The sequence below is a fragment of the Kribbella caucasensis genome, assembly GCF_004361855.1.
GTDB lineage: Bacteria > Actinomycetota > Actinomycetes > Propionibacteriales > Kribbellaceae > Kribbella > Kribbella caucasensis.
Genome location: NZ_SNWQ01000008.1, coordinates 316,759 through 333,255, shown reverse-complemented (window position 1 = coordinate 333,255; position 16,497 = coordinate 316,759). Strand labels below are relative to the sequence as shown.

Below are 16,497 nucleotides of genomic sequence, written 5' to 3'. Positions count from 1 at the left end.
GGTGCCGGGAGCGGGGTTGGTCTTGGGTCTCTCCTTGTGCTCGGATCACCCGCCGGGGCGGCGGGCTGAACCCACCGTCTCGGTCGTTCGCGACAGCCCTATCTCGGAGTTCGGCAGAAGATTCTCGGGACGCAGGGCCGACGCCGGCAGCTTCGTTTCGTGGCCGTCGACGACCGGCTCGGGGGCGGGCCGCGGCCGGGTCGGGCGCGGCGACCGCTCGGCTTCGGTGATGCGGTCCATGCGGAACACCCGGTCGTCTCCCCGCAGGTGGCACCAGGCCGTGAGGTAGGAGCCGTTGGGGCCGACCACGACGTGCTGCGGCTCGACCTCTCTGACTGTCTCGACGCCGCCGACGTCGATGTAGTGGATACGGAGCACGTGGTTTCCGCGAACCGCCCGCCAGATGGCCTCGGCGATCTCTGTGTCGGGGTCGGGAACGGGCGGCACGAGCAGCCGCACCTTCTCGGCAGTGGTGCGCGCCTCGTCGAGTGCTCGCTCAGGCATCGCGGCCATGATCTTCTGCAGCGCGCTGCGTGCGTCCTTCTTGAAGAGCACGTGCTCGCTCCGGCTCAGCGCCACCGCAACGGCCGCCGCCTCGCGCGGCGTGAAGTTGAGCGGCGGCAGGCTCATCGAGCGGTCGATCGTGAAGCCGCCCCTCGTCCCTGCTTCGTCGCGAGCGGCACCCCGGCCTGGCCGAGCGCGCTCAGGTCGCGCTCGATGGTGCGCACACTCACCTCGAAGTGCGCGGCCAGTTGCCGGGCGGTCCGCCCGCGGGGCCCCGCCGCCCGCAGCTCCTCCACCAGGGCGTAGAGGCGGTCGATGCGGTTCATGCTCGAAGCGTAGACGCGGGCGGGGACAGTGCGCTGAAGTTCATGTGGCGAGGTTGCTTCCCGCACGCCAGTGTCTATCGCGACTTCGAGCTCGAGCTGGACGCTGGCCGAGCATGCTGCTCACAACTCACCTGATGGCCTGCAGCACGTGCTGGGCAGGGCCAGTTGGCACACGACGCGCTCGTGACGACCTAGGCCGGTTGTTATGGAGCGGCTCGGCGAGGCGGATTGGCAGCCACCCGAGCAGATGTCGTTAGGTGGCGAAGAGACGATGGGGATCTCCCGAACTCGCGCTTGAAGGCACGGCAGAAGGTGTCGGGGTCACTGAATCCAGAGAGGCGTGCCGCCCGCGCGACCGGTTCGCCACTGAGCAACAGGCGCCGTGCGGACTCCAGCCGACGGCGACGGATGTAGGCGGCCGGTGAGTCGTCGTCCGCGGCGAACAACTTCTGTACGAGGCGAAGCGAGACGTGGTGGGCTTGGGCGACGTACGCCGGACTCAGCCGCGGATCGGTGAGGTGCTCATCGATGAACCGGCGCAGAGCAGTGGCCAGTACATGGGAATCGATCGGGGGTGCGTTGAACGCGGTCTCGGAGGCAACCAATGCGGTGAGCAGGCTGATCATCGCGTCGGCAACGGCTGCGTCCTCGATCCTGCCGCTCACGGCTGGATCCGGCTCGACGGATGCGGCGAGAGCGGTCAGGGCGTGCAGTGGACCGCCCTCGGGAAGCGGCCGGGCGGTGAGGTCGGCCAAGGCGCCGCGGCAACCGGGAAGCGCGCGACGGGGGAGCTGCAACACGATCTCGCTCATCCGACCTGGGAAGGTCAACGTGTACGGCGACGAGGCGTCGTACAGCGCTGCGCTGCCGCCGCGGAGCGTCGCCTGACGCCCGTGCTGGACCACTGAGCCGCTGCCGCTGCGGTGCAGCGAGACCAGAACGTCGTCACTCGGGTGCTGCGCGATGACCTGGTCGCTGCGGTAGACCTCCGATGCGGTACTGGCCACGCGGGTGAGCGAGACCTCCGGACTGAGGACGTGCTGCTGCAGGCTTGCGGTGAAGCTGAGGGAGGCAGAGCGCACACGCAGCGGCACGAAGGCTGAACTGCACGCCTCTGCCCATCCCGCCACGGAGCTGACGTCCACACGCGACACGCTGTCGAGGATAGGCCGGTGCGGGGTTCGGGTGAAGATCTTGGCGTTACCCCGACGTTGCCCGGCGAGTCGGCGTGCGCGAATCGTCGGAAACGGTGCGCTCGAGGCCGGGGCGAGGCGCGATTCACATTCCTAAGGTGTGAGAACTCCGGGGCGCGACGAGCCCCGAACCCGAGGAGGTCTCCATGCCTGACTACACCAAGAAGTTCCGTGCCGCTGCCGTCCAGGCCGAGTCGGTCTGGGGCGACGTCGCCGGCGGCGTCGACAAGCTCATCGCGTACTCGCAGGAGGCCAAGAACAACGGAGCCGAGATCGTCGCCTTCCCGGAGACCTGGATCCCGGGCTACCCGTGGTTCGTGTGGCTGGACTCGGTCGCGTGGCAAAGCCAGTACGTCGTCCAGTACGCCGCCAACTCGATCGAGGTCGGCGACGCGAACTGGCAGCGCGTCGAGGATGCCGCCCGCAACATCGGCATCACGATCGCCTTCGGCTTCAGTGAGCGTCAAGGCGGCTCGCTCTACATGGCTCAGGCCGTCATCGACGAGATCGGCGCGCCCGTGCTGACCCGCCGCAAGCTCAAGCCGACCCACGTCGAGCGCACCCAGTTCGGTGACGGCGACGGCTCCGACATCACCGTCGTCGACTCTTCCCTCGGCCGGGTCGGAGCGCTCAACTGCTGGGAGCACCTCCAGCCGCTGACCAAGTACGCCATGTACTCCCAGGGCGAGCAGTTGCACATCGCCGGCTGGCCGAGCTTCTCGATCTTCGAGGGCTCCGCCTTCGCGCTCGGCCCCGAGGTCAACACCGGTGCCTCGCGCCAGTACGCCGTCGAGGGCCAGTGCTTCGTGCTCGCGGCCTGCGGCCTGATCGGACCGGCTGCCCACGATCACTTCGCCGACACCGACCTGAAGAAGCAGCTCCTCAACCTCGGTGGCGGCCACGCCCGGATCTTCGGGCCCGATGGTCGTGAGCTCGCGACGCCGCTGGCGCCCACGGAGGAAGGCATTCTCTACGCCGACATCGACTACGCGATGATCCTGGCCGCCAAGAACGCTGCGGACCCGGTGGGCCACTACTCCCGTCCGGACGTCTTCACTCTGCACATGCAGGTCGCCGGTCGGCTCCCGAACGTATCGGAGACCAAGCCCGTGATCACGGTCGAGATCGACGAGTCCGACGCGGTGCCCGAGCCCGTCGCGCTCTGAGGGAGGACGGCAGCCATGAGCGCGGAGACATCGACACTCGAGTCCTCGATCGCTCCGCACCTGTTGCGTGAGGGGCGCTCCCCGAAGCACAAGCCCGGCGCGTACCAGCCGCCGTACCCGTCGTTCTCGGCACGGTTCGGCGAGGACGTGACGGCCGTGGTGATGGCGTATTTCGGAGTGCAGGTCCGCGACGCGGACGACCCGGCGCTCGCCGCTTCGCTCGCCGACATGCGGCAGCGGTTCGCAGCGACCGACGGGCCGGCGTACTGGGACCGGGCCCGCTACGTCGACGCCGACGGCTACACCACTGTGATCGGCATTGCCTACTGGGTTGACAAGGCTGCCTTCGATGCTTGGTACTCCGCCGAGGGGGCGCCGTGGACGGACCCAGCGCGGGTGGCGGACGGGGTGGGGCACTTCCTGGAGTTGGTCACCCCGTCGGTGGACCGATTGGAGACCATCTTCTCGGCCAATGACAAGGTCGAGGGCGTGGCCGGCGCGGGCACGGGCATGAGCGGGATGATCGAGGAGCACGCCTACTGGGGTTCGATGCGGGACCGCCTGCCGCTGAGCCAGGGCGCCCCGCTCTACCCGGAGGGCACCCCCAGGATCGTCGAGGACGGACCGGTGTGCACGGTGGTGCTGCATGAGAACGCCTGCGTCATCCGGTCGGGCCAGGACCTCACCGAGACCGGCGAGACCGAGCGGTCGGCGTATCTCGCCGAGGTCGAGCCTTCGCTGCGCGAGGGGATGGACTTCCTGCGCGACCAGGGCAACGGCATCGGTTGCTACGACAACCGTTACATGACGGTGCTGGACGAGAACGACCAGCCCACGCTCCGCACCTTCGGTGTGAGCTGGTGGCGGGACCTGAGTGCGTTGGAGGATTGGGCGGCATCGCACCCGACCCACGTGCAGATCTTCGGCGTGGCCATGCGACACCTGTCCAGTTTCGGCCCGGAGTCCAGACTGCGGCTTTACCACGAGGTCACCGTCCCGGCGGCGACCGAGCAGCGGTTCGTGTACGTCGGCTGCCACGCGCGGACAGGCATGCTGCGTGCCGTGTCCTGACCGATCGCGACGTTCAGCACGCTGGCCGGGAGGCGACAAGAGTTCGAGGAAGTGAGTCATGCAGGACCTGAGCCCGCGTCCGGGAGACCTGGAGCCCATCGAGACCGCGTCGGTGGACGAGCTGCGCGCCCTGCAGCTGGACCGACTGAAGTGGTCGGTGCGGCACGGGTCGCCCCACCGTCGTCGGCTACACCCGTGACGACCTGGACAACTGGGCCACCGTTATGGCCCGCAGCATCCGGGCGGCCGGCGGCCGTGCCGGCCACACGCTACACAACGCCTATGGCTATGGCCTGTTCACCGGCGGGCTCGGTGCGCACGCGGGCGCCGAACGGCTGGGCTGCATGGTGGTGCCGGTCTCGGGTGGGATGACCGAGCGTCAAGTCCAGCTGATCCAGGACTTCCGGCCCGACGTCATCATGGTCACGCCGTCGTACATGCTCTCGATCATCTCTGCCGCCGAGGCCCGAGGACAGCAGCGGCCTGTCGGAGATGAACCGGCAGGTGCTTGGCAACCTCGACCGGATCATCGGCGCCCTCGAAGACGACGACAGCCACAACGACCAGGGCAGGAGCGATGAGAGCTGACAACACGATCCACCTGACCACAGCAGCCCGGCGCTGCCACGAACTCACCCGGAGCAGGACCATCCGGACGCTGCGCGAGCTCGACGCGTCCGGCGGCGCCGTCACCTTCGAGATCGTCGCCAAGTCCGCCGGAGAATCCAGGTCGTGGCCCTACACACAACCCGACATCCGCGCCGAGATCGAACGACTCCGGAGCCTTCACGACCGAGCACCGACGCAAGCGGTGCCCGCGCGACAACGCACTACCGACCCGTCACTGCTGCAACGGCTCCAGGTCGCTAACGCACGCAACGCTGAACTCGCCGACGACGACCAGCGACTCCGCCGGCAACTCGCCCAGGCGCTCGGCGAGTTACGAGCAATCGGAGTGACCGGCAAACTGCCGGGGTGATCCGTTTTCACGGGCATCCGCGCCGGAGATGTCGTTCGCTGCACCGCTGGGCAGTGGCTATCGCAGCAGACGCCGCGCTGGCCGCGGCGACTGCCTGCACGAGCACCACCTTCAGGGTGGCTCGCCCGCACCGGCCATAACAGCCACCGACTCCTCGAGCCACCCGAGCGAACCGCCCCGGGGTCGTTTGGCGAAGTCGCCACCGGATTGACTTCGGATGACCGCTGGCCGCGAGGACGTCAGGATGGACTGCATGCTGAGCCCACCGCAGATTCGTCGTCGACTGGGAAGGCGCCGCGGCGCCTTCCAGGGCGACCGGGCGGTCTTGGACGAGACCGCGTCCTGGGTCACCTCATTGACTGCACGTGCATAGATGTACGGCGGCCACCCGAGCGCGAAGGCGAGTCCGGCGAGCCTCGGCAGGGTGCTCGCGAGGACGGTCAGGCGGCGTTGCAGGGCAAGGGAGCTCGGCGGCCGTCGCGAACACACGCTGAGGTCAATGCCACCAGGAGACGTACCAGAAGATGCCGGTTGCGCAGAGCAACAGGAACCCTTTGAGCGTGTGGATCCACCAGTGCTGGTTGTCGATCACAAGGCACAGCAGCCCGGACACCGCGATGGCCGCGATCAGTCCGACCCACCTCCCGACGGCTGCCTGAGGCAATCACTGTCGTGAGCGCCTCGCGACCGGCGTGGTCGGCACCGAAGTACCGTCTTCAGCTTGGGTTGTACGACGAACAGCGAGTAGGCCATACCGCCGACCCCCATACCGCCGCGAGCCCCGCATGGACGATCGCCAGAACCGCGTCGACCATCGTCACACCACGAAACACTAGGTCGGAGGGGCGGTTAACGCGCTGTTCACAATCGGGCAACAGGTCCGTAATAGCCGATTGACACTGTCGGCATCGGTCGGTTCAGGAACACCTGAGGGACGGCCGCGACGAAGGGACAGACGGTTGACCTACAAGGCCGAGTACATCTGGATCGACGGTACCGAGCCGAGCGCGCGGCTTCGCTCGAAGACGAAGATCCTCGCCGACGGCGCCGAGCTGCCGGAGTGGGGCTTCGACGGTTCGAGCACCAACCAGGCACCCGGTGACAACTCGGACTGCGTACTCAAGCCGGTCTTCTCGTGTCCCGACCCGATCCGCGGCGGCGACCACAAGCTGGTGCTGTGCGAGGTCTACCTCGTCGACGGCACCCCGCACCCGACCAACAACCGGGCCAAGCTCCTCCCGATCGCCGAACGGTACGCCGAGCAGGATTCCTGGTTCGGCATCGAGCAGGAGTACACCTTCTTCCAGGAGGGACGCCCGCTCGGCTTTCCGGCAGTCGGCTTCCCCGCCCCGCAGGGCCCGTACTACTGCGGCGTCGGCGCCGACGAGGTCTTCGGCCGCGAGATCGTCGAGAAGCATCTGGACGCCTGCATCGAGGCGGGCCTGAAGATCTCCGGCATCAACGCTGAGGTCATGCCCGGCCAGTGGGAGTTCCAGATCGGCCCGGCGGGTCCGGTCGACGTCGCCGACCACCTGTGGGTGGCCCGCTGGCTGCTCTACCGCATCGCCGAGGAGTACGACGTCGCCGCGACCCTGGACGCCAAGCCGGCCAAGGGTGACTGGAACGGCGCCGGTGCGCACACCAACTTCTCCACCCGGGCCATGCGCGAGGGCTACGACGCGATCATCACCGCCTGCGAGTCCCTCGGCGCCCCAGGCAAGGTCGAGGAGCACATCGCCGGCTACGGCGACGGCATCGAAGAGCGCCTGACCGGCGACCACGAGACCGCCCCGCACGACGTCTACAGCTACGGCGTCTCCGACCGCGGCGCCTCGGTCCGCATCCCCTGGCAGGTAGAGGTAGACAAAAGGGGCTACATCGAGGACCGCCGCCCCAACGCGAACATCGACCCCTACAACGTCACCCGACTCCTGGTAAACACCTGCTGCACCGCCCTGGAAAAAGCCGGCCAGGTCTGACCACCCCACCCCCCAAAGCACAAGAAGGCCCCCAGGAAAATCTCTCGGGGGCCTTCGGCGTACGACGTCAGTCCTCGTCGGTCTTGCCGGATTCGAGGGTGGACTTGATGAGGTCTACGAAGGTGGAGTCGGCGAGGGTGGTGACGTCGCCTAGCTCGCGGTTCTCGGCGACGTCGCGGAGGAGGCGGCGCCTGAGCTTGCCGGAGCGGGTCTCGCGGAGTTCGGCGACGACCATGATCTGGCGCGGCTTCGCGACCGGGCCGATGTCCTTGGCGACGTGGTTGCGGAGCTCCTGGACCACGTCCGGACCGCCGTCCCCCGGCCCCGAGCGGCGGATCACGAACGCCGCGATCACCTGACCCGTGGTCGGGTCGGACGCACCGACAACGGCGGCCTCGGCGACCTTCGGGTGCGAGACGAGCGCGGACTCGATTCAGTGGTGGACAACCGGTGGCCCGCCGCTGAGGAAGGCATCGTAGGCGCCGTGGTCGGCGACCGCGACGCGGACGAAGTAGTCGGGGCGCCGTACCTGCGGCTGAATTCGGTGACCTTCTCGTAGGACGCCACGGTGTCCACGAACTCCTCGACGGTCTTGCGGTCGTTGGCGTAGATCTCGACGTCGATCAGGACCTCCAGCCCGCGACCCAGGGCCACGGGATCGATGACGTCCCGGTAGCCGGCGATGACGCCGGCCTGTTCCAGACGCTGCCGCGTGTCAGGAGGCGCGTACAGGTCCAGGTGCATCGGTTCTTGACCTGCTTGCCATCTGGTACGCGCGGAAAGTCCAGTCGTACGGGTCCACCGTGCAGTTCGGTGTCACCATGCTCGTCGCGACGCAGGTCGCCGCCGAGCAAGGACTGCCAGAACCGCCCGACCGCAAGCCCTGGCGGCAGACTGCGGGCGGCCACACCGACCAGCGACCGGCTTCGCCGAGTTGATTGGGTTCAAGCCCGGCGAGCATCTCGTGAATGTCGCGGTCGTTGCGCATCAGCCAGAGGCCGTGCAACTCGAGCATGTCCCGATGGCTCAACTCGCCTGGGCTCAGCGGGATTGTTGGGTTCGACGATGGGTACTGGCCAGGCAGTTCAGGGGTGGTACGACAGAGTGCCATTTGCCACGTCTTGTTGCGAGGTACGGATGCCGTGCCTATTTCGCCCGTTGGACCTTTCTCTCAACAGCTCTCGCCGACGATCGTCAGCGGCGGATCAGACGCGTGCGTGAAAACGAGCTTCGCAACGCCCCATCATGCTCCTGGAAGGAGTCGTCACATGACGCCCACGACGAACCATCGGATCGACGTTGACGGTCCACCCGCGGAAGGTGTGGCCGAGGCAGCCCGGGACGAAGCCGGACAGTTGAAAGAGACATCGGCCGAGGCCGCTCGTCAGGTTGCGGGGACCGTCAAGGACAAGGCATCGGACGTGACGTCGGATCTCGGTCAGCAGACCCGGCGGCTGGTCGGTCAGACGCGGGACGAACTGGTCGAGCAGGCAAGCCAGCAGAAGGAGCGGGCCGCTCGCAGTCTTCGTTCAGTGGGTGATGAGCTGCGGGGGATGGCCGAGCACGGTCAGCCCGGCTTGGGCGCTCAGCTGGCTCGGCGCGGTGCCGAATTCACGGATCAGGCTGCGGACTTCCTGCAGAAGCACGAGCCTGGCGACTTGCTGGAAGAGGTGCGCGGATTCGCCCGGCGCAAGCCTGGCATGTTCCTGCTGGCGTCCGCGGCAGCCGGGGGCCTAGCCGGTCGCCTCACGCGTGCCTTGGCAGCGGGCGGCACCGAGACGTCGAGCAGCACCACGACCGAACGTAGTGGGTCGGCGGATTCCGTCGTTGCCGCCGACGACCATCTCGTCCCGCCGCCGTCCGCACCGATGAGTGCTCCGCCGGTCGCCCCCACCTCGGCGCCACCCCCTGTCGCCAGCGCGGTAGTGCCCGACCCGGATCCAGGGGCGCCGGTGACGCCCAGGTTCGGACCCGGATCGGACCAGTGACATGAGTGTTGGCGGATCACCACCCGACAGCGGTCCGAAGCGGTTGTCGATGGACGAGTCGGTCGGCGAGCTCGTCTCCCAGCTGACCACCGATCTGGGACAGCTGACCCGCCAGGAGCTGGCGCTGGCGAAGGCCGAGCTCCAGACAGAGGCGAAGAAGGCCGGCAAGGGAGCGGGCATGCTCGGCGGTGCGGCCTTCGCAGGCTGGATGGTCGCTCTGTTCCTCTCCCTGACGGTGATGTGGGCTCTGGACGAAGCCATGGATCGCATCTGGGCAGCGCTCATCGTCGCCGCCGTCTGGGCGGTCGTTGCCGCCGTTCTGGCGATGACGGGACGCAAGGAGCTACGGGAGGTCAATCCGAAACCCGACCAGACGGTCGAATCACTCAAGGAGGACGCGAAATGGATGAAGACCCGGAACAGCTGAAGCGAAACATCGAGGAGACCAGACGCAACGTGGGCCGCGACGTCGACACCTTGACCGAGAAGGTCAGTCCTAGTCGCGTTGTCGGCCGGCGGGTCGATCGAGCCCGGTACGGAGTTCACCGGTTCAAGGAGCAAGTGATGGGCTCCGCGGAGTCGGTCGGCGACACCGCCGGCTCGGCGGTGTCATCAGTGCAGGACGCGGGCAGCAAGGTCGGTGACGCTGTCGGTTCGGCACCGGACATGGCTAGGGCGAGAACTCGCGGTACGCCGCTGGCCGCCGGCATGATCGCCTTCGCGGCTGGCTGGGTCGCGGCCGCCGTGCTCCCCGCGTCGACGAAGGAACGCGAGATGGCGCAGGAGGCCAAGGACAAAGCGATGGACGCAGCCGGCCCAGTGAAGGAGCAGGCTGCCCAGATGGCCCAAGAGGTCAAGGAGAATCTGCAGGAGCCGGCGCAGGAAACCGTTAAGCAGGTCAAACAGTCCGCGTCCCAGGCAGCCAGCGAGGTGGCGGACCAGAGCCGGTCGGCAGCTCAGCAGGTCGCGGGAGATGCGAAGGACTCGGCAGACAACGTGCGGCAGGCCGGTTCCTCCAGCTGATGAGCGACGAACGACGGCCGGACGTTCCGGGGTGGATGCGACAAGCCGACGGAGATCCCGGTGGCGGGCTGATGGCAAGTGATCAGGCGGGACGGCGAGTTCAGTGACCACGACGGTCCCACCACGACGGCTCCGATGCCCGCGCCCACACGTCCGGACGCACGCTTTCAGGGGCCATGGACCTGCCCAACACCGTCGAGAAGGTAGCGGGAGCACTTCAGGACAAGGCGAAAGAAGAGCGGGACTCCCCATCGCTGTGGGCGGCCGCCAGCGGTCGGCGCTTCGAGTGAACTCGGAAATTCGTGGCGCGCGTCGGGCGGCGGGCGCCACCGAATTCCGGCCGGTACGCGTACAGGGCCGCGAACGGGGTACCGCGCCGCAATCTTGGCTTACGAAGAGAAGGGGCATCGATATGTCCGGTTCGGTGAACACCCACCACAGCGCGGGGGCCACCACTGTCCAGAAAGCCGCGGTCGGCGTGGCGATCGCGTTCTTGGCCGTCGGCGTTCTCGGATTCGTTCCGGGGATCACGACCGACTTCGACACCATCGACTTCGCCGGTCACCATTCCGACGCGATGCTGCTCGGCTTGTTCCAGGTCTCGATCCTGCACAACATCGTCCACCTGTTGTTCGGCGTCGTCGGACTGGCAATGTCTCGCACCGCGCGCGCGGCGAGGGTCTACCTGATCGCCGGGGGAGCGGTCTACCTGGTCCTGTGGATCTACGGCCTGATCATCGACCAGTCCAGCCAAGCCAACTTCGTCCCGGTCAACACTGCCGACAACTGGCTTCACCTTGGTTTGGGTCTGGTGATGATCCTGCTCGGCCTAGTACTCACCCGTCGCGCAACTGGGCCTGCGGCACCAGCCTCCCACTCTTGATCGGTGCGGCGTAGCCGGCCATGCCTCATCGGAGCAGTACCCCGACCTCAGGATCCGAATGTCGGGGCAAGTTCCGGTGGTTCGTGGCTCGGTCGTGCATTCTGCTTCCGCCCGGGGGTACCAGCCACACTTCGATCTTCTGTGACCGATGAAGATGGTGGGTGATTTGGCTGCCTGCGTAGGTACTGGTTGCGCTGTCGGCGGGGAAGAACGAGGTGCGCGAAGATGTCGGGACAGCGAATCGTCTTGACCGGTGGTGCGGGATTCTCGGAAGTCATCTGAGCGAGCGACTGCTCGCTGACGGCCACCGGGTGATCTGCCTGGAGAACTTCGTCACTGGCGCGCCCGACAACGTGGCGCATTTGTTGCAGCACCGGACTTCACGCTGACACGCTGCGACATCACCGATTTCCTGCACGTGCCGGGTCCGGCCGACGTCGTTCTTCACTTCGCGAGTCCGGCATCCCCGATCGACTACCTGCAACTCCCGATCCAGACCTCGGCCCACGTCGGGGGTCACGGATCGCGATGCGCGCATGCTTGTCAGCGCGGGCGAGCTCCTGGAGAAGGCCGTTCTGATCCTCACGGACCAGGCCAGACGGCTGCCAGGATCGTCATCCACCTCGAGATGACGTGACTTCATGCTGAACCGGTCGCCATGTGTCCAGGCGATGGGCTGTCAGACCGACAGCGCCACGCGCAGCCGAAGCATGATCCGTCCGAGGAGCCGCGAGATCTGCATCTGGCTGACGCCGATTTCGTGACCGATCTCGGACTGGGTCTGATGTTCCAGAAAGCGCCGTTGGAAGATCAGCCGGTCACGGGCCGACAGGTTGTCAACGACCGGGCGCAGCGACTCGATCTGGTCGACGAGCTGGTATGTGTCAGCGGGATCGGCGACCTGCTGACCGCGCGTCATCGACGAGCCGTCGTGCAGGGGAACGTCCAGAGAAGACGGGCTGAAGCATCCCTGAGCTCGTTGCGCCTCGATGACCTCCTTCACGTCGAGGCCGAGGGCGTCGGCCAGTTCGTGGCTTGTGGGCCAGCGTTTGAGGCGAGCTGTCAGGGCCGCTTCTGTCGCGCTGATCTGCGTCTGTATTTCCTGCAGGCGACGAGGCACTTTGACGGCCCAGGCGTGATCCCGGAAGTGGTGCCGGATCCCGCCGCGGACGGTGGGAATGGCGAACGACCGGAAATCGGAGCCGTCGACCGGCCGGTAGCTGCGGGCTGCCTTCACTAGGTGCTCGTACGCGATCTGGTCCAGGTCTTCAGCGTCTACGCCGCGCCGGTAGTAGCGGCTCGCCAGCGTGCGGGCGAGCGAAACGGATGCAATGATCGCTTGATCGAGCAGGTCCTCTCGCCGTCGCCCGGTGGCTGCCGCAGCCTCCCGGAGAAGTCTTTCCGCAGTTGCCGCCTGCTCGCTGCGCGGATCAGTGCAGTCTGCCACCGTTGCGGTCGGCCGGGGCTGCTGGCTGTTGAACGACATGGGAGCCGCCTGAAATTCCATTGTCCAGCGGAGGTGGCAAGGGTTGAACCACGGCCAGACCACACCCACGTACCCACCTCTACCGGCTTGAATCGGACCGCTGCCCGTCGGTGGGAGACCGACGCTGAAGCCCGCTCCATCGACGGCCGGCAGACCTGCAGCATCCTCCAAAAAGTTCGCATCTGGTGGGTTTCGATCGTTCGGCGGGGGGAACCGCCACGAGCGCTGGAGATGGTGCCGAACGACTTGGTGTGGAGCTCGCTGGCGCTCACGCAGTTGGATGCCGCGTTGCGTGGCCGCGCGCCCGCCGAGGCAGCCCAGCTCGTGGAAAGGCTGGAGAACCTGCCTTTGCGCACTGGCTGGGGCCGACCGGATGGTGACGAGGTGATGGTTCTGTACTGCCCGGGGTTCCGGGTCACATATCAGCTCGTGGTGCCGGAACGACGATGAGGATTCTCGAACTGCAGGAGACCTCGTGACCGTGAGCCCGCACTGACCTCATCGGCGATCAGCGCTCATTGGGGCGAAACCTGTTCGGTCCAGCAGGGTTAGCGGGGCGGTTGTTCGCTCGTGGCGATGATCTGTTCGGCGATCGCGCGCAGTTTCATGTTGCCGTGCTGCGAGAGCCGGGTGAGGAACGCGAAGGCCCGGTCGTCGGTGAGTTTGTAACGCTCCATGACGATGCCGACGGCTTGGCCGATCATGCCGCGGGTTCGGACGGCTTCGCGCAGATTCTGGATCTCGCGGGCGTAGTCGATCGCCATCGCGGATTGATGCTGGAAGAAGGCGCCTAACATACCGAGGTCCTCGAAGGCGCCGGTCTCTCTCGCGTAGAGGTTGAGCGCACCGCGGGACTTGGGGGCCTCGAAGAGCCGGATGCCCGCTTGAGCGTTGATACCCGCGGTCACTGCGGTTGCGGCGTACCGGGGGAACCGCTGGTCGTTGGCCAGATCAGGGGAGACGACGTGAACCGCGTCGGCGGCTGCGTCGTAGCAGGGCCCCTCCCGCAGTTCGTACTGTGCGGCGTCGACGCCCCAGAGCAGGTCGTCGGTGGGAGCGACGGTTTCGAGTCTGCCGTCGCGATGCAGGACGGTGATGCTGGCGAACTCGACACTGGGCAGAACCTCCACCGCTGCCCCGGTGATTCGGCTGAGCGTGTGGTCCAGGTCGCCCGGCGTCAGGGACCTCGACAGCCGCTGCATGAGCTCGAGAAGTCGCTGGTCATCCATTGCATCCCGGTACCCCTTCTCCAACACCTGACGCTATCCACCGCAAAGCGCCGTACGCGCGTCGATCCGGGACGTTACATCCGCCGAGTTTGCGCGGACGCCGGTTGGAAACCGCGTGTCGCAAGGACAACGGACCGAGGAGCTGGCGAGCGATGACCAGTGCACGAGGATCACGTCTCAGAGTCGGGCACGGGGGGCGACATGACGGGTGGTGATGGCTCGCTACCGTCGCCAGAGTTCGACCACTTGCCCGTCGGATCCCTCGCGGCCCGCGTCCGCTCACTCGACGTCCAGCGGGTGGAGCAGTTGATCGAGTACGAGCGCAATGATGCGGAACGGGTCCAAGTACTCAACCTGCTCCAGCGTCGTCGCGACCAGCTCCACGACGGGCATGAACCGACCGGCGGCACTCCGAACTGGCTGAAAACCGGAGATCGACGCCTCAGCGGTCAAGCGGGTCAGGCCGAGTACGGCGAGCGCCATCGGGAGGCGGTTGTCTTCGACGCTGCGCGGGACAGGCCGGCGTCGACACCGGTCGGCAGGTCCACCTTCTGCGCCTGCGTCATGAACATCTGACGGCCAAGATCGACGCCTGGGTCGCCACGCCGTTCAACCCGGAATCGGGTTGCTGTGGCGGCCGTCCAGTACCCAAAGGGTGAACTTCAGCCGCCCGACAGTGGCAGAAGCATCCGCCAGTTCCTCGCCCGATGCGGTTCAGCGGTACTGGTCGATCAGGTTGGCCGCCATGGCTTGTGCGCGCCGTGCGGCTTCGGTGTCGCCTTCTGCGGCGGAGACGATGGAGCCTTTCATGAGGATGTGCCAGGAGCGGGCGAACTCCTCGGGCTCCCGCAGGCCGGCTTCAGTGGCCAGGTCGGCGATCACAGTGCGGATGTTTCCTAGGTGGCGGATGCTGGCCTCGCTCAAAACATGATTCGGACCCATCTCCAACAGCACGTTCACGAACGTGCACGCGTCGAATTCGTCGCTGCGGAACCATTCGTCGAAGACATCGAACACGGCCAGGAGCCGGTCCTCGGCGGTGGCGCCACGCCGGCGCGCCTCGGCCTCCACCAGACCCAGCGTCCAGAGCTGCTCGCGCTGCTCGAGCACCGCCAAGACGAGATCGGTCTTGGACGGGAAGTGCCGGTACAGGGTCGCCTTGGCGATGCCTGCTTTGGCGATCACCTCTTCGACGCCTACATCCCGGACACCTCGACGCGAAATCAGTTCGTAGGCGGTGTCGAGAATGCGTTGCCGGGGCGCCCGCTTCCGCTCCGTTGCCCCGTCGACCGTCATGCCACTCACTCTACGCCCTCGACATCAGCCCGGACACACGGTAGAAAGAGGTGTCTTCCTACCCGCGATTCAGTGGGCGGCAGTCGGAGCCTCCCGGCCTCGTCTGACCCGGGCACATCAAGCAGCGGTGTGTGCCGACCAGGGTATCGAGCGCAATGGAACCCAACCGGTTCCGACTCGGAGAAACCAATGACCTTCCCGGCAGCCGACCAAGGCCCGCAACCGACAGGCCCCACGCAGCTGAACAGCACCGCACCGCGAGATCCCCGGCCGGCGCCGATCCTCGAAGAAGACCGGCTGGAGAACCTGGTCGTCGAGCTACACGAGGCACCCGACGTGCAGCAGACGATGGACCGGTTCCTGGCCTTCGCAGTCGACTTCCTGGCCTGTGACCACGCGACTATCGCGCTGCGCCATCGCGCCAGGATCACAGCAGCGGCCGCCACCGACGACGCTTCACACGCCGCGCTGCTCGCTCAGCTGCAGTGCGGTGAAGGGCCGTGTCTGACAGCGATCTCGACCGGTTTGTCCGTTCTGGTTCCCGACACCGCCCGCGAAACCCGCTGGCCGCTGTGGGTGCGTCAGGTCGCAGCCCGCGGTCGTTCGATCTTCGCCATTCCGCTCACGGCGTCCAGCTCCACCTTCGGCGCTTTGACCCTGATCGGTGACCAACCGCACAGTTTCGACGCCGAGGACGCCAGAGCACCGCGCGTTGCCACCTACGGCGCAGTGGCGATCGCGTCGGCCAGACAGCACGACTCCCTCCTCGAGGCTGTGGAAACCGGCCAGCGAATCGGCCAAGCCATCGGCATCCTGCGCGAGCGGTACAGCATTGATGACGGCCGCGCCTTCGAGATCTTGAAGCGCTACTCACAGGACTCCAACAACAAGCTGCGCAACGTCGCACAGCACCTGCTCGACACCGGCCAGCTACCCACCGCCGGCCGCAACTGCCGCCACAACTCCACCGATGGAGCTTCCTGAAACCGCCGACCAGCTGGTCCTCGCCCTGGACATGACTACGGGCACAGCGCCGGAATTCCCGATCGTGGAGGCGGGCCGCTGGCTACTCGCCACCGGCACCCTGCCCTAGCAACGGACCTCGACGCCCGGGTCCGATGCGGGTCGGCGACCAGGTAATCGGAACCCGCAGACTGCAGAGCTAACCGTCCGGTCACCGCGAGGCCCGATGGCGACCTCGGAATCCATGCTGGCGGCGACAACTTCGGGAAGCTTGCGCAGGGCGTGTTCGAGGGTGCGGGCCACGGCGGGGTCGAGGTAGATCCCGTCACCCCGCCAGACCTGGTGCACCAGCACCTCGGCAACGGCTTTCGGTGATCTGCGGCAGTTACGCGCGCAGGTGGCGATCAGGGC

The 16,497-nt window shown here is 66.8% G+C and carries 21 protein-coding genes and 1 pseudogene; 13 read left to right on the top strand and 9 right to left on the bottom strand.

All coding sequences use genetic code 11. The features are described 5' to 3' along the window. Positions 1-45: 45 nt before the first annotated feature. The 3 genes from EV643_RS19120 to EV643_RS19110 form a co-directional block, all read right to left on the bottom strand. Complete coding sequence (locus EV643_RS19120; protein ID WP_133801435.1) at positions 46-630, bottom strand: helix-turn-helix transcriptional regulator; 585 nt, start codon at positions 628-630, stop codon at positions 46-48. Beyond that, entirely contained in the window at positions 627-830 is a 204-nt protein-coding gene (locus EV643_RS19115; protein WP_133801434.1) for an HTH domain-containing protein, read from the bottom strand. The genes EV643_RS19120 and EV643_RS19115 overlap by 4 nt, the downstream gene beginning before the upstream one ends. A gap of 203 nt (positions 831-1,033) precedes the next feature. Then, entirely contained in the window at positions 1,034-1,984 is a 951-nt protein-coding gene (locus EV643_RS19110) for a helix-turn-helix domain-containing protein (RefSeq protein WP_133801433.1), read from the bottom strand. Between the two features lie 185 nt (positions 1,985-2,169). Between EV643_RS19110 and EV643_RS19105 the strand changes: the two genes are divergently transcribed. The 4 genes from EV643_RS19105 to EV643_RS19090 all read left to right on the top strand — a co-directional run bounded on the left by EV643_RS19105 (position 2,170) and on the right by EV643_RS19090 (position 5,239). After that, positions 2,170-3,189 (top strand): carbon-nitrogen hydrolase family protein, encoded by a 1,020-nt coding sequence (locus EV643_RS19105; RefSeq protein ID WP_133801432.1) that lies wholly within the window; start codon positions 2,170-2,172, stop codon positions 3,187-3,189. 15 nt (positions 3,190-3,204) lie between these two features. Then, on the top strand, positions 3,205-4,260 hold the full coding sequence (locus EV643_RS19100) for a phenylacetaldoxime dehydratase family protein (RefSeq protein ID WP_133801431.1): 1,056 nt from the start codon (positions 3,205-3,207) through the stop codon (positions 4,258-4,260). A gap of 58 nt (positions 4,261-4,318) precedes the next feature. Beyond that, positions 4,319-4,459 (top strand): hypothetical protein, encoded by a 141-nt coding sequence (locus EV643_RS44895; protein WP_202869616.1) that lies wholly within the window; start codon positions 4,319-4,321, stop codon positions 4,457-4,459. Positions 4,460-4,837: 378 nt separating this feature from the next. Continuing rightward, the gene (locus EV643_RS19090; RefSeq protein WP_133801430.1) at positions 4,838-5,239 is read left to right on the top strand and encodes a DUF6262 family protein; all 402 of its coding nucleotides are present in this window, start codon (positions 4,838-4,840) and stop codon (positions 5,237-5,239) included. A 496-nt stretch (positions 5,240-5,735) separates the two neighbouring features. On the opposite strand, the gene EV643_RS44890 is transcribed toward EV643_RS19090, so the two are convergent. Next, on the bottom strand, positions 5,736-5,903 hold the full coding sequence (locus tag EV643_RS44890) for a hypothetical protein (RefSeq protein WP_202869615.1): 168 nt from the start codon (positions 5,901-5,903) through the stop codon (positions 5,736-5,738). Between the two features lie 295 nt (positions 5,904-6,198). On the opposite strand from EV643_RS44890, the gene glnII reads away from it, so the two are divergent. Then, positions 6,199-7,218, top strand: coding sequence for a glutamine synthetase (gene glnII, locus EV643_RS19080; RefSeq protein ID WP_133801429.1), 1,020 nt, complete (start codon positions 6,199-6,201; stop codon positions 7,216-7,218). Positions 7,219-7,285: 67 nt separating this feature from the next. Here the strand turns inward: glnII and EV643_RS19075 are convergent. Both EV643_RS19075 and EV643_RS19065 read right to left on the bottom strand, forming a co-directional pair. Next, positions 7,286-7,683, bottom strand: a pseudogene (locus EV643_RS19075) (AMP-binding enzyme); the annotation flags it as partial. A gap of 250 nt (positions 7,684-7,933) precedes the next feature. Continuing rightward, the gene (locus tag EV643_RS19065; protein ID WP_133801427.1) at positions 7,934-8,233 is read right to left on the bottom strand and encodes a hypothetical protein; all 300 of its coding nucleotides are present in this window, start codon (positions 8,231-8,233) and stop codon (positions 7,934-7,936) included. A gap of 253 nt (positions 8,234-8,486) precedes the next feature. Here EV643_RS19065 and EV643_RS19060 point away from each other — a divergent pair, with 253 nt between their 5' ends. From EV643_RS19060 to EV643_RS19040, 4 genes are all read left to right on the top strand, one after another. Beyond that, positions 8,487-9,206, top strand: coding sequence for a hypothetical protein (locus EV643_RS19060; protein WP_133801426.1), 720 nt, complete (start codon positions 8,487-8,489; stop codon positions 9,204-9,206). A 1-nt stretch (position 9,207) separates the two neighbouring features. Continuing rightward, entirely contained in the window at positions 9,208-9,633 is a 426-nt protein-coding gene (locus EV643_RS19055) for a phage holin family protein (protein ID WP_133801425.1), read from the top strand. Continuing rightward, the gene (locus tag EV643_RS19050) at positions 9,609-10,229 is read left to right on the top strand and encodes a DUF3618 domain-containing protein (RefSeq protein WP_133801424.1); all 621 of its coding nucleotides are present in this window, start codon (positions 9,609-9,611) and stop codon (positions 10,227-10,229) included. Before EV643_RS19055 ends, EV643_RS19050 begins: the two co-directional genes overlap by 25 nt. Positions 10,230-10,641: 412 nt before the next feature. After that, on the top strand, positions 10,642-11,112 hold the full coding sequence (locus EV643_RS19040; RefSeq protein ID WP_133801423.1) for a DUF4383 domain-containing protein: 471 nt from the start codon (positions 10,642-10,644) through the stop codon (positions 11,110-11,112). 679 nt (positions 11,113-11,791) lie between these two features. On the opposite strand, the gene EV643_RS19030 is transcribed toward EV643_RS19040, so the two are convergent. Then, positions 11,792-12,598 carry a sigma-70 family RNA polymerase sigma factor gene (locus EV643_RS19030; protein WP_133801422.1) on the bottom strand — a complete coding sequence of 269 codons (807 nt, stop codon included), beginning with the start codon at positions 12,596-12,598 and terminating at the stop codon, positions 11,792-11,794. A gap of 231 nt (positions 12,599-12,829) precedes the next feature. On the opposite strand from EV643_RS19030, the gene EV643_RS19025 reads away from it, so the two are divergent. Further along, positions 12,830-13,048, top strand: a complete 219-nt coding sequence (locus tag EV643_RS19025) for a hypothetical protein (RefSeq protein WP_133801421.1) — start codon at positions 12,830-12,832, stop codon at positions 13,046-13,048. 98 nt (positions 13,049-13,146) lie between these two features. On the opposite strand, the gene EV643_RS19020 is transcribed toward EV643_RS19025, so the two are convergent. Further along, a complete protein-coding gene (locus EV643_RS19020) occupies positions 13,147-13,827 on the bottom strand; it encodes a GAF and ANTAR domain-containing protein (RefSeq protein ID WP_133801420.1) in 681 nt (226 codons plus the stop codon). Between the two features lie 201 nt (positions 13,828-14,028). Here EV643_RS19020 and EV643_RS19015 point away from each other — a divergent pair, with 201 nt between their 5' ends. Then, positions 14,029-14,403: a DUF8129 domain-containing protein gene (locus EV643_RS19015; RefSeq protein WP_502255084.1), complete on the top strand. Its 375-nt coding sequence runs from the start codon at positions 14,029-14,031 to the stop codon at positions 14,401-14,403. A gap of 138 nt (positions 14,404-14,541) precedes the next feature. Here EV643_RS19015 and EV643_RS19010 read toward each other — a convergent pair whose 3' ends face one another. After that, entirely contained in the window at positions 14,542-15,123 is a 582-nt protein-coding gene (locus tag EV643_RS19010; protein WP_133801418.1) for a TetR/AcrR family transcriptional regulator, read from the bottom strand. A gap of 189 nt (positions 15,124-15,312) precedes the next feature. Here EV643_RS19010 and EV643_RS19005 point away from each other — a divergent pair, with 189 nt between their 5' ends. Both EV643_RS19005 and EV643_RS46485 read left to right on the top strand, forming a co-directional pair. Further along, the gene (locus tag EV643_RS19005; protein ID WP_133801417.1) at positions 15,313-16,107 is read left to right on the top strand and encodes a GAF and ANTAR domain-containing protein; all 795 of its coding nucleotides are present in this window, start codon (positions 15,313-15,315) and stop codon (positions 16,105-16,107) included. After that, the gene (locus EV643_RS46485) at positions 16,094-16,216 is read left to right on the top strand and encodes a hypothetical protein (protein ID WP_255513002.1); all 123 of its coding nucleotides are present in this window, start codon (positions 16,094-16,096) and stop codon (positions 16,214-16,216) included. The genes EV643_RS19005 and EV643_RS46485 overlap by 14 nt, the downstream gene beginning before the upstream one ends. Positions 16,217-16,497 lie beyond the last annotated feature (281 nt).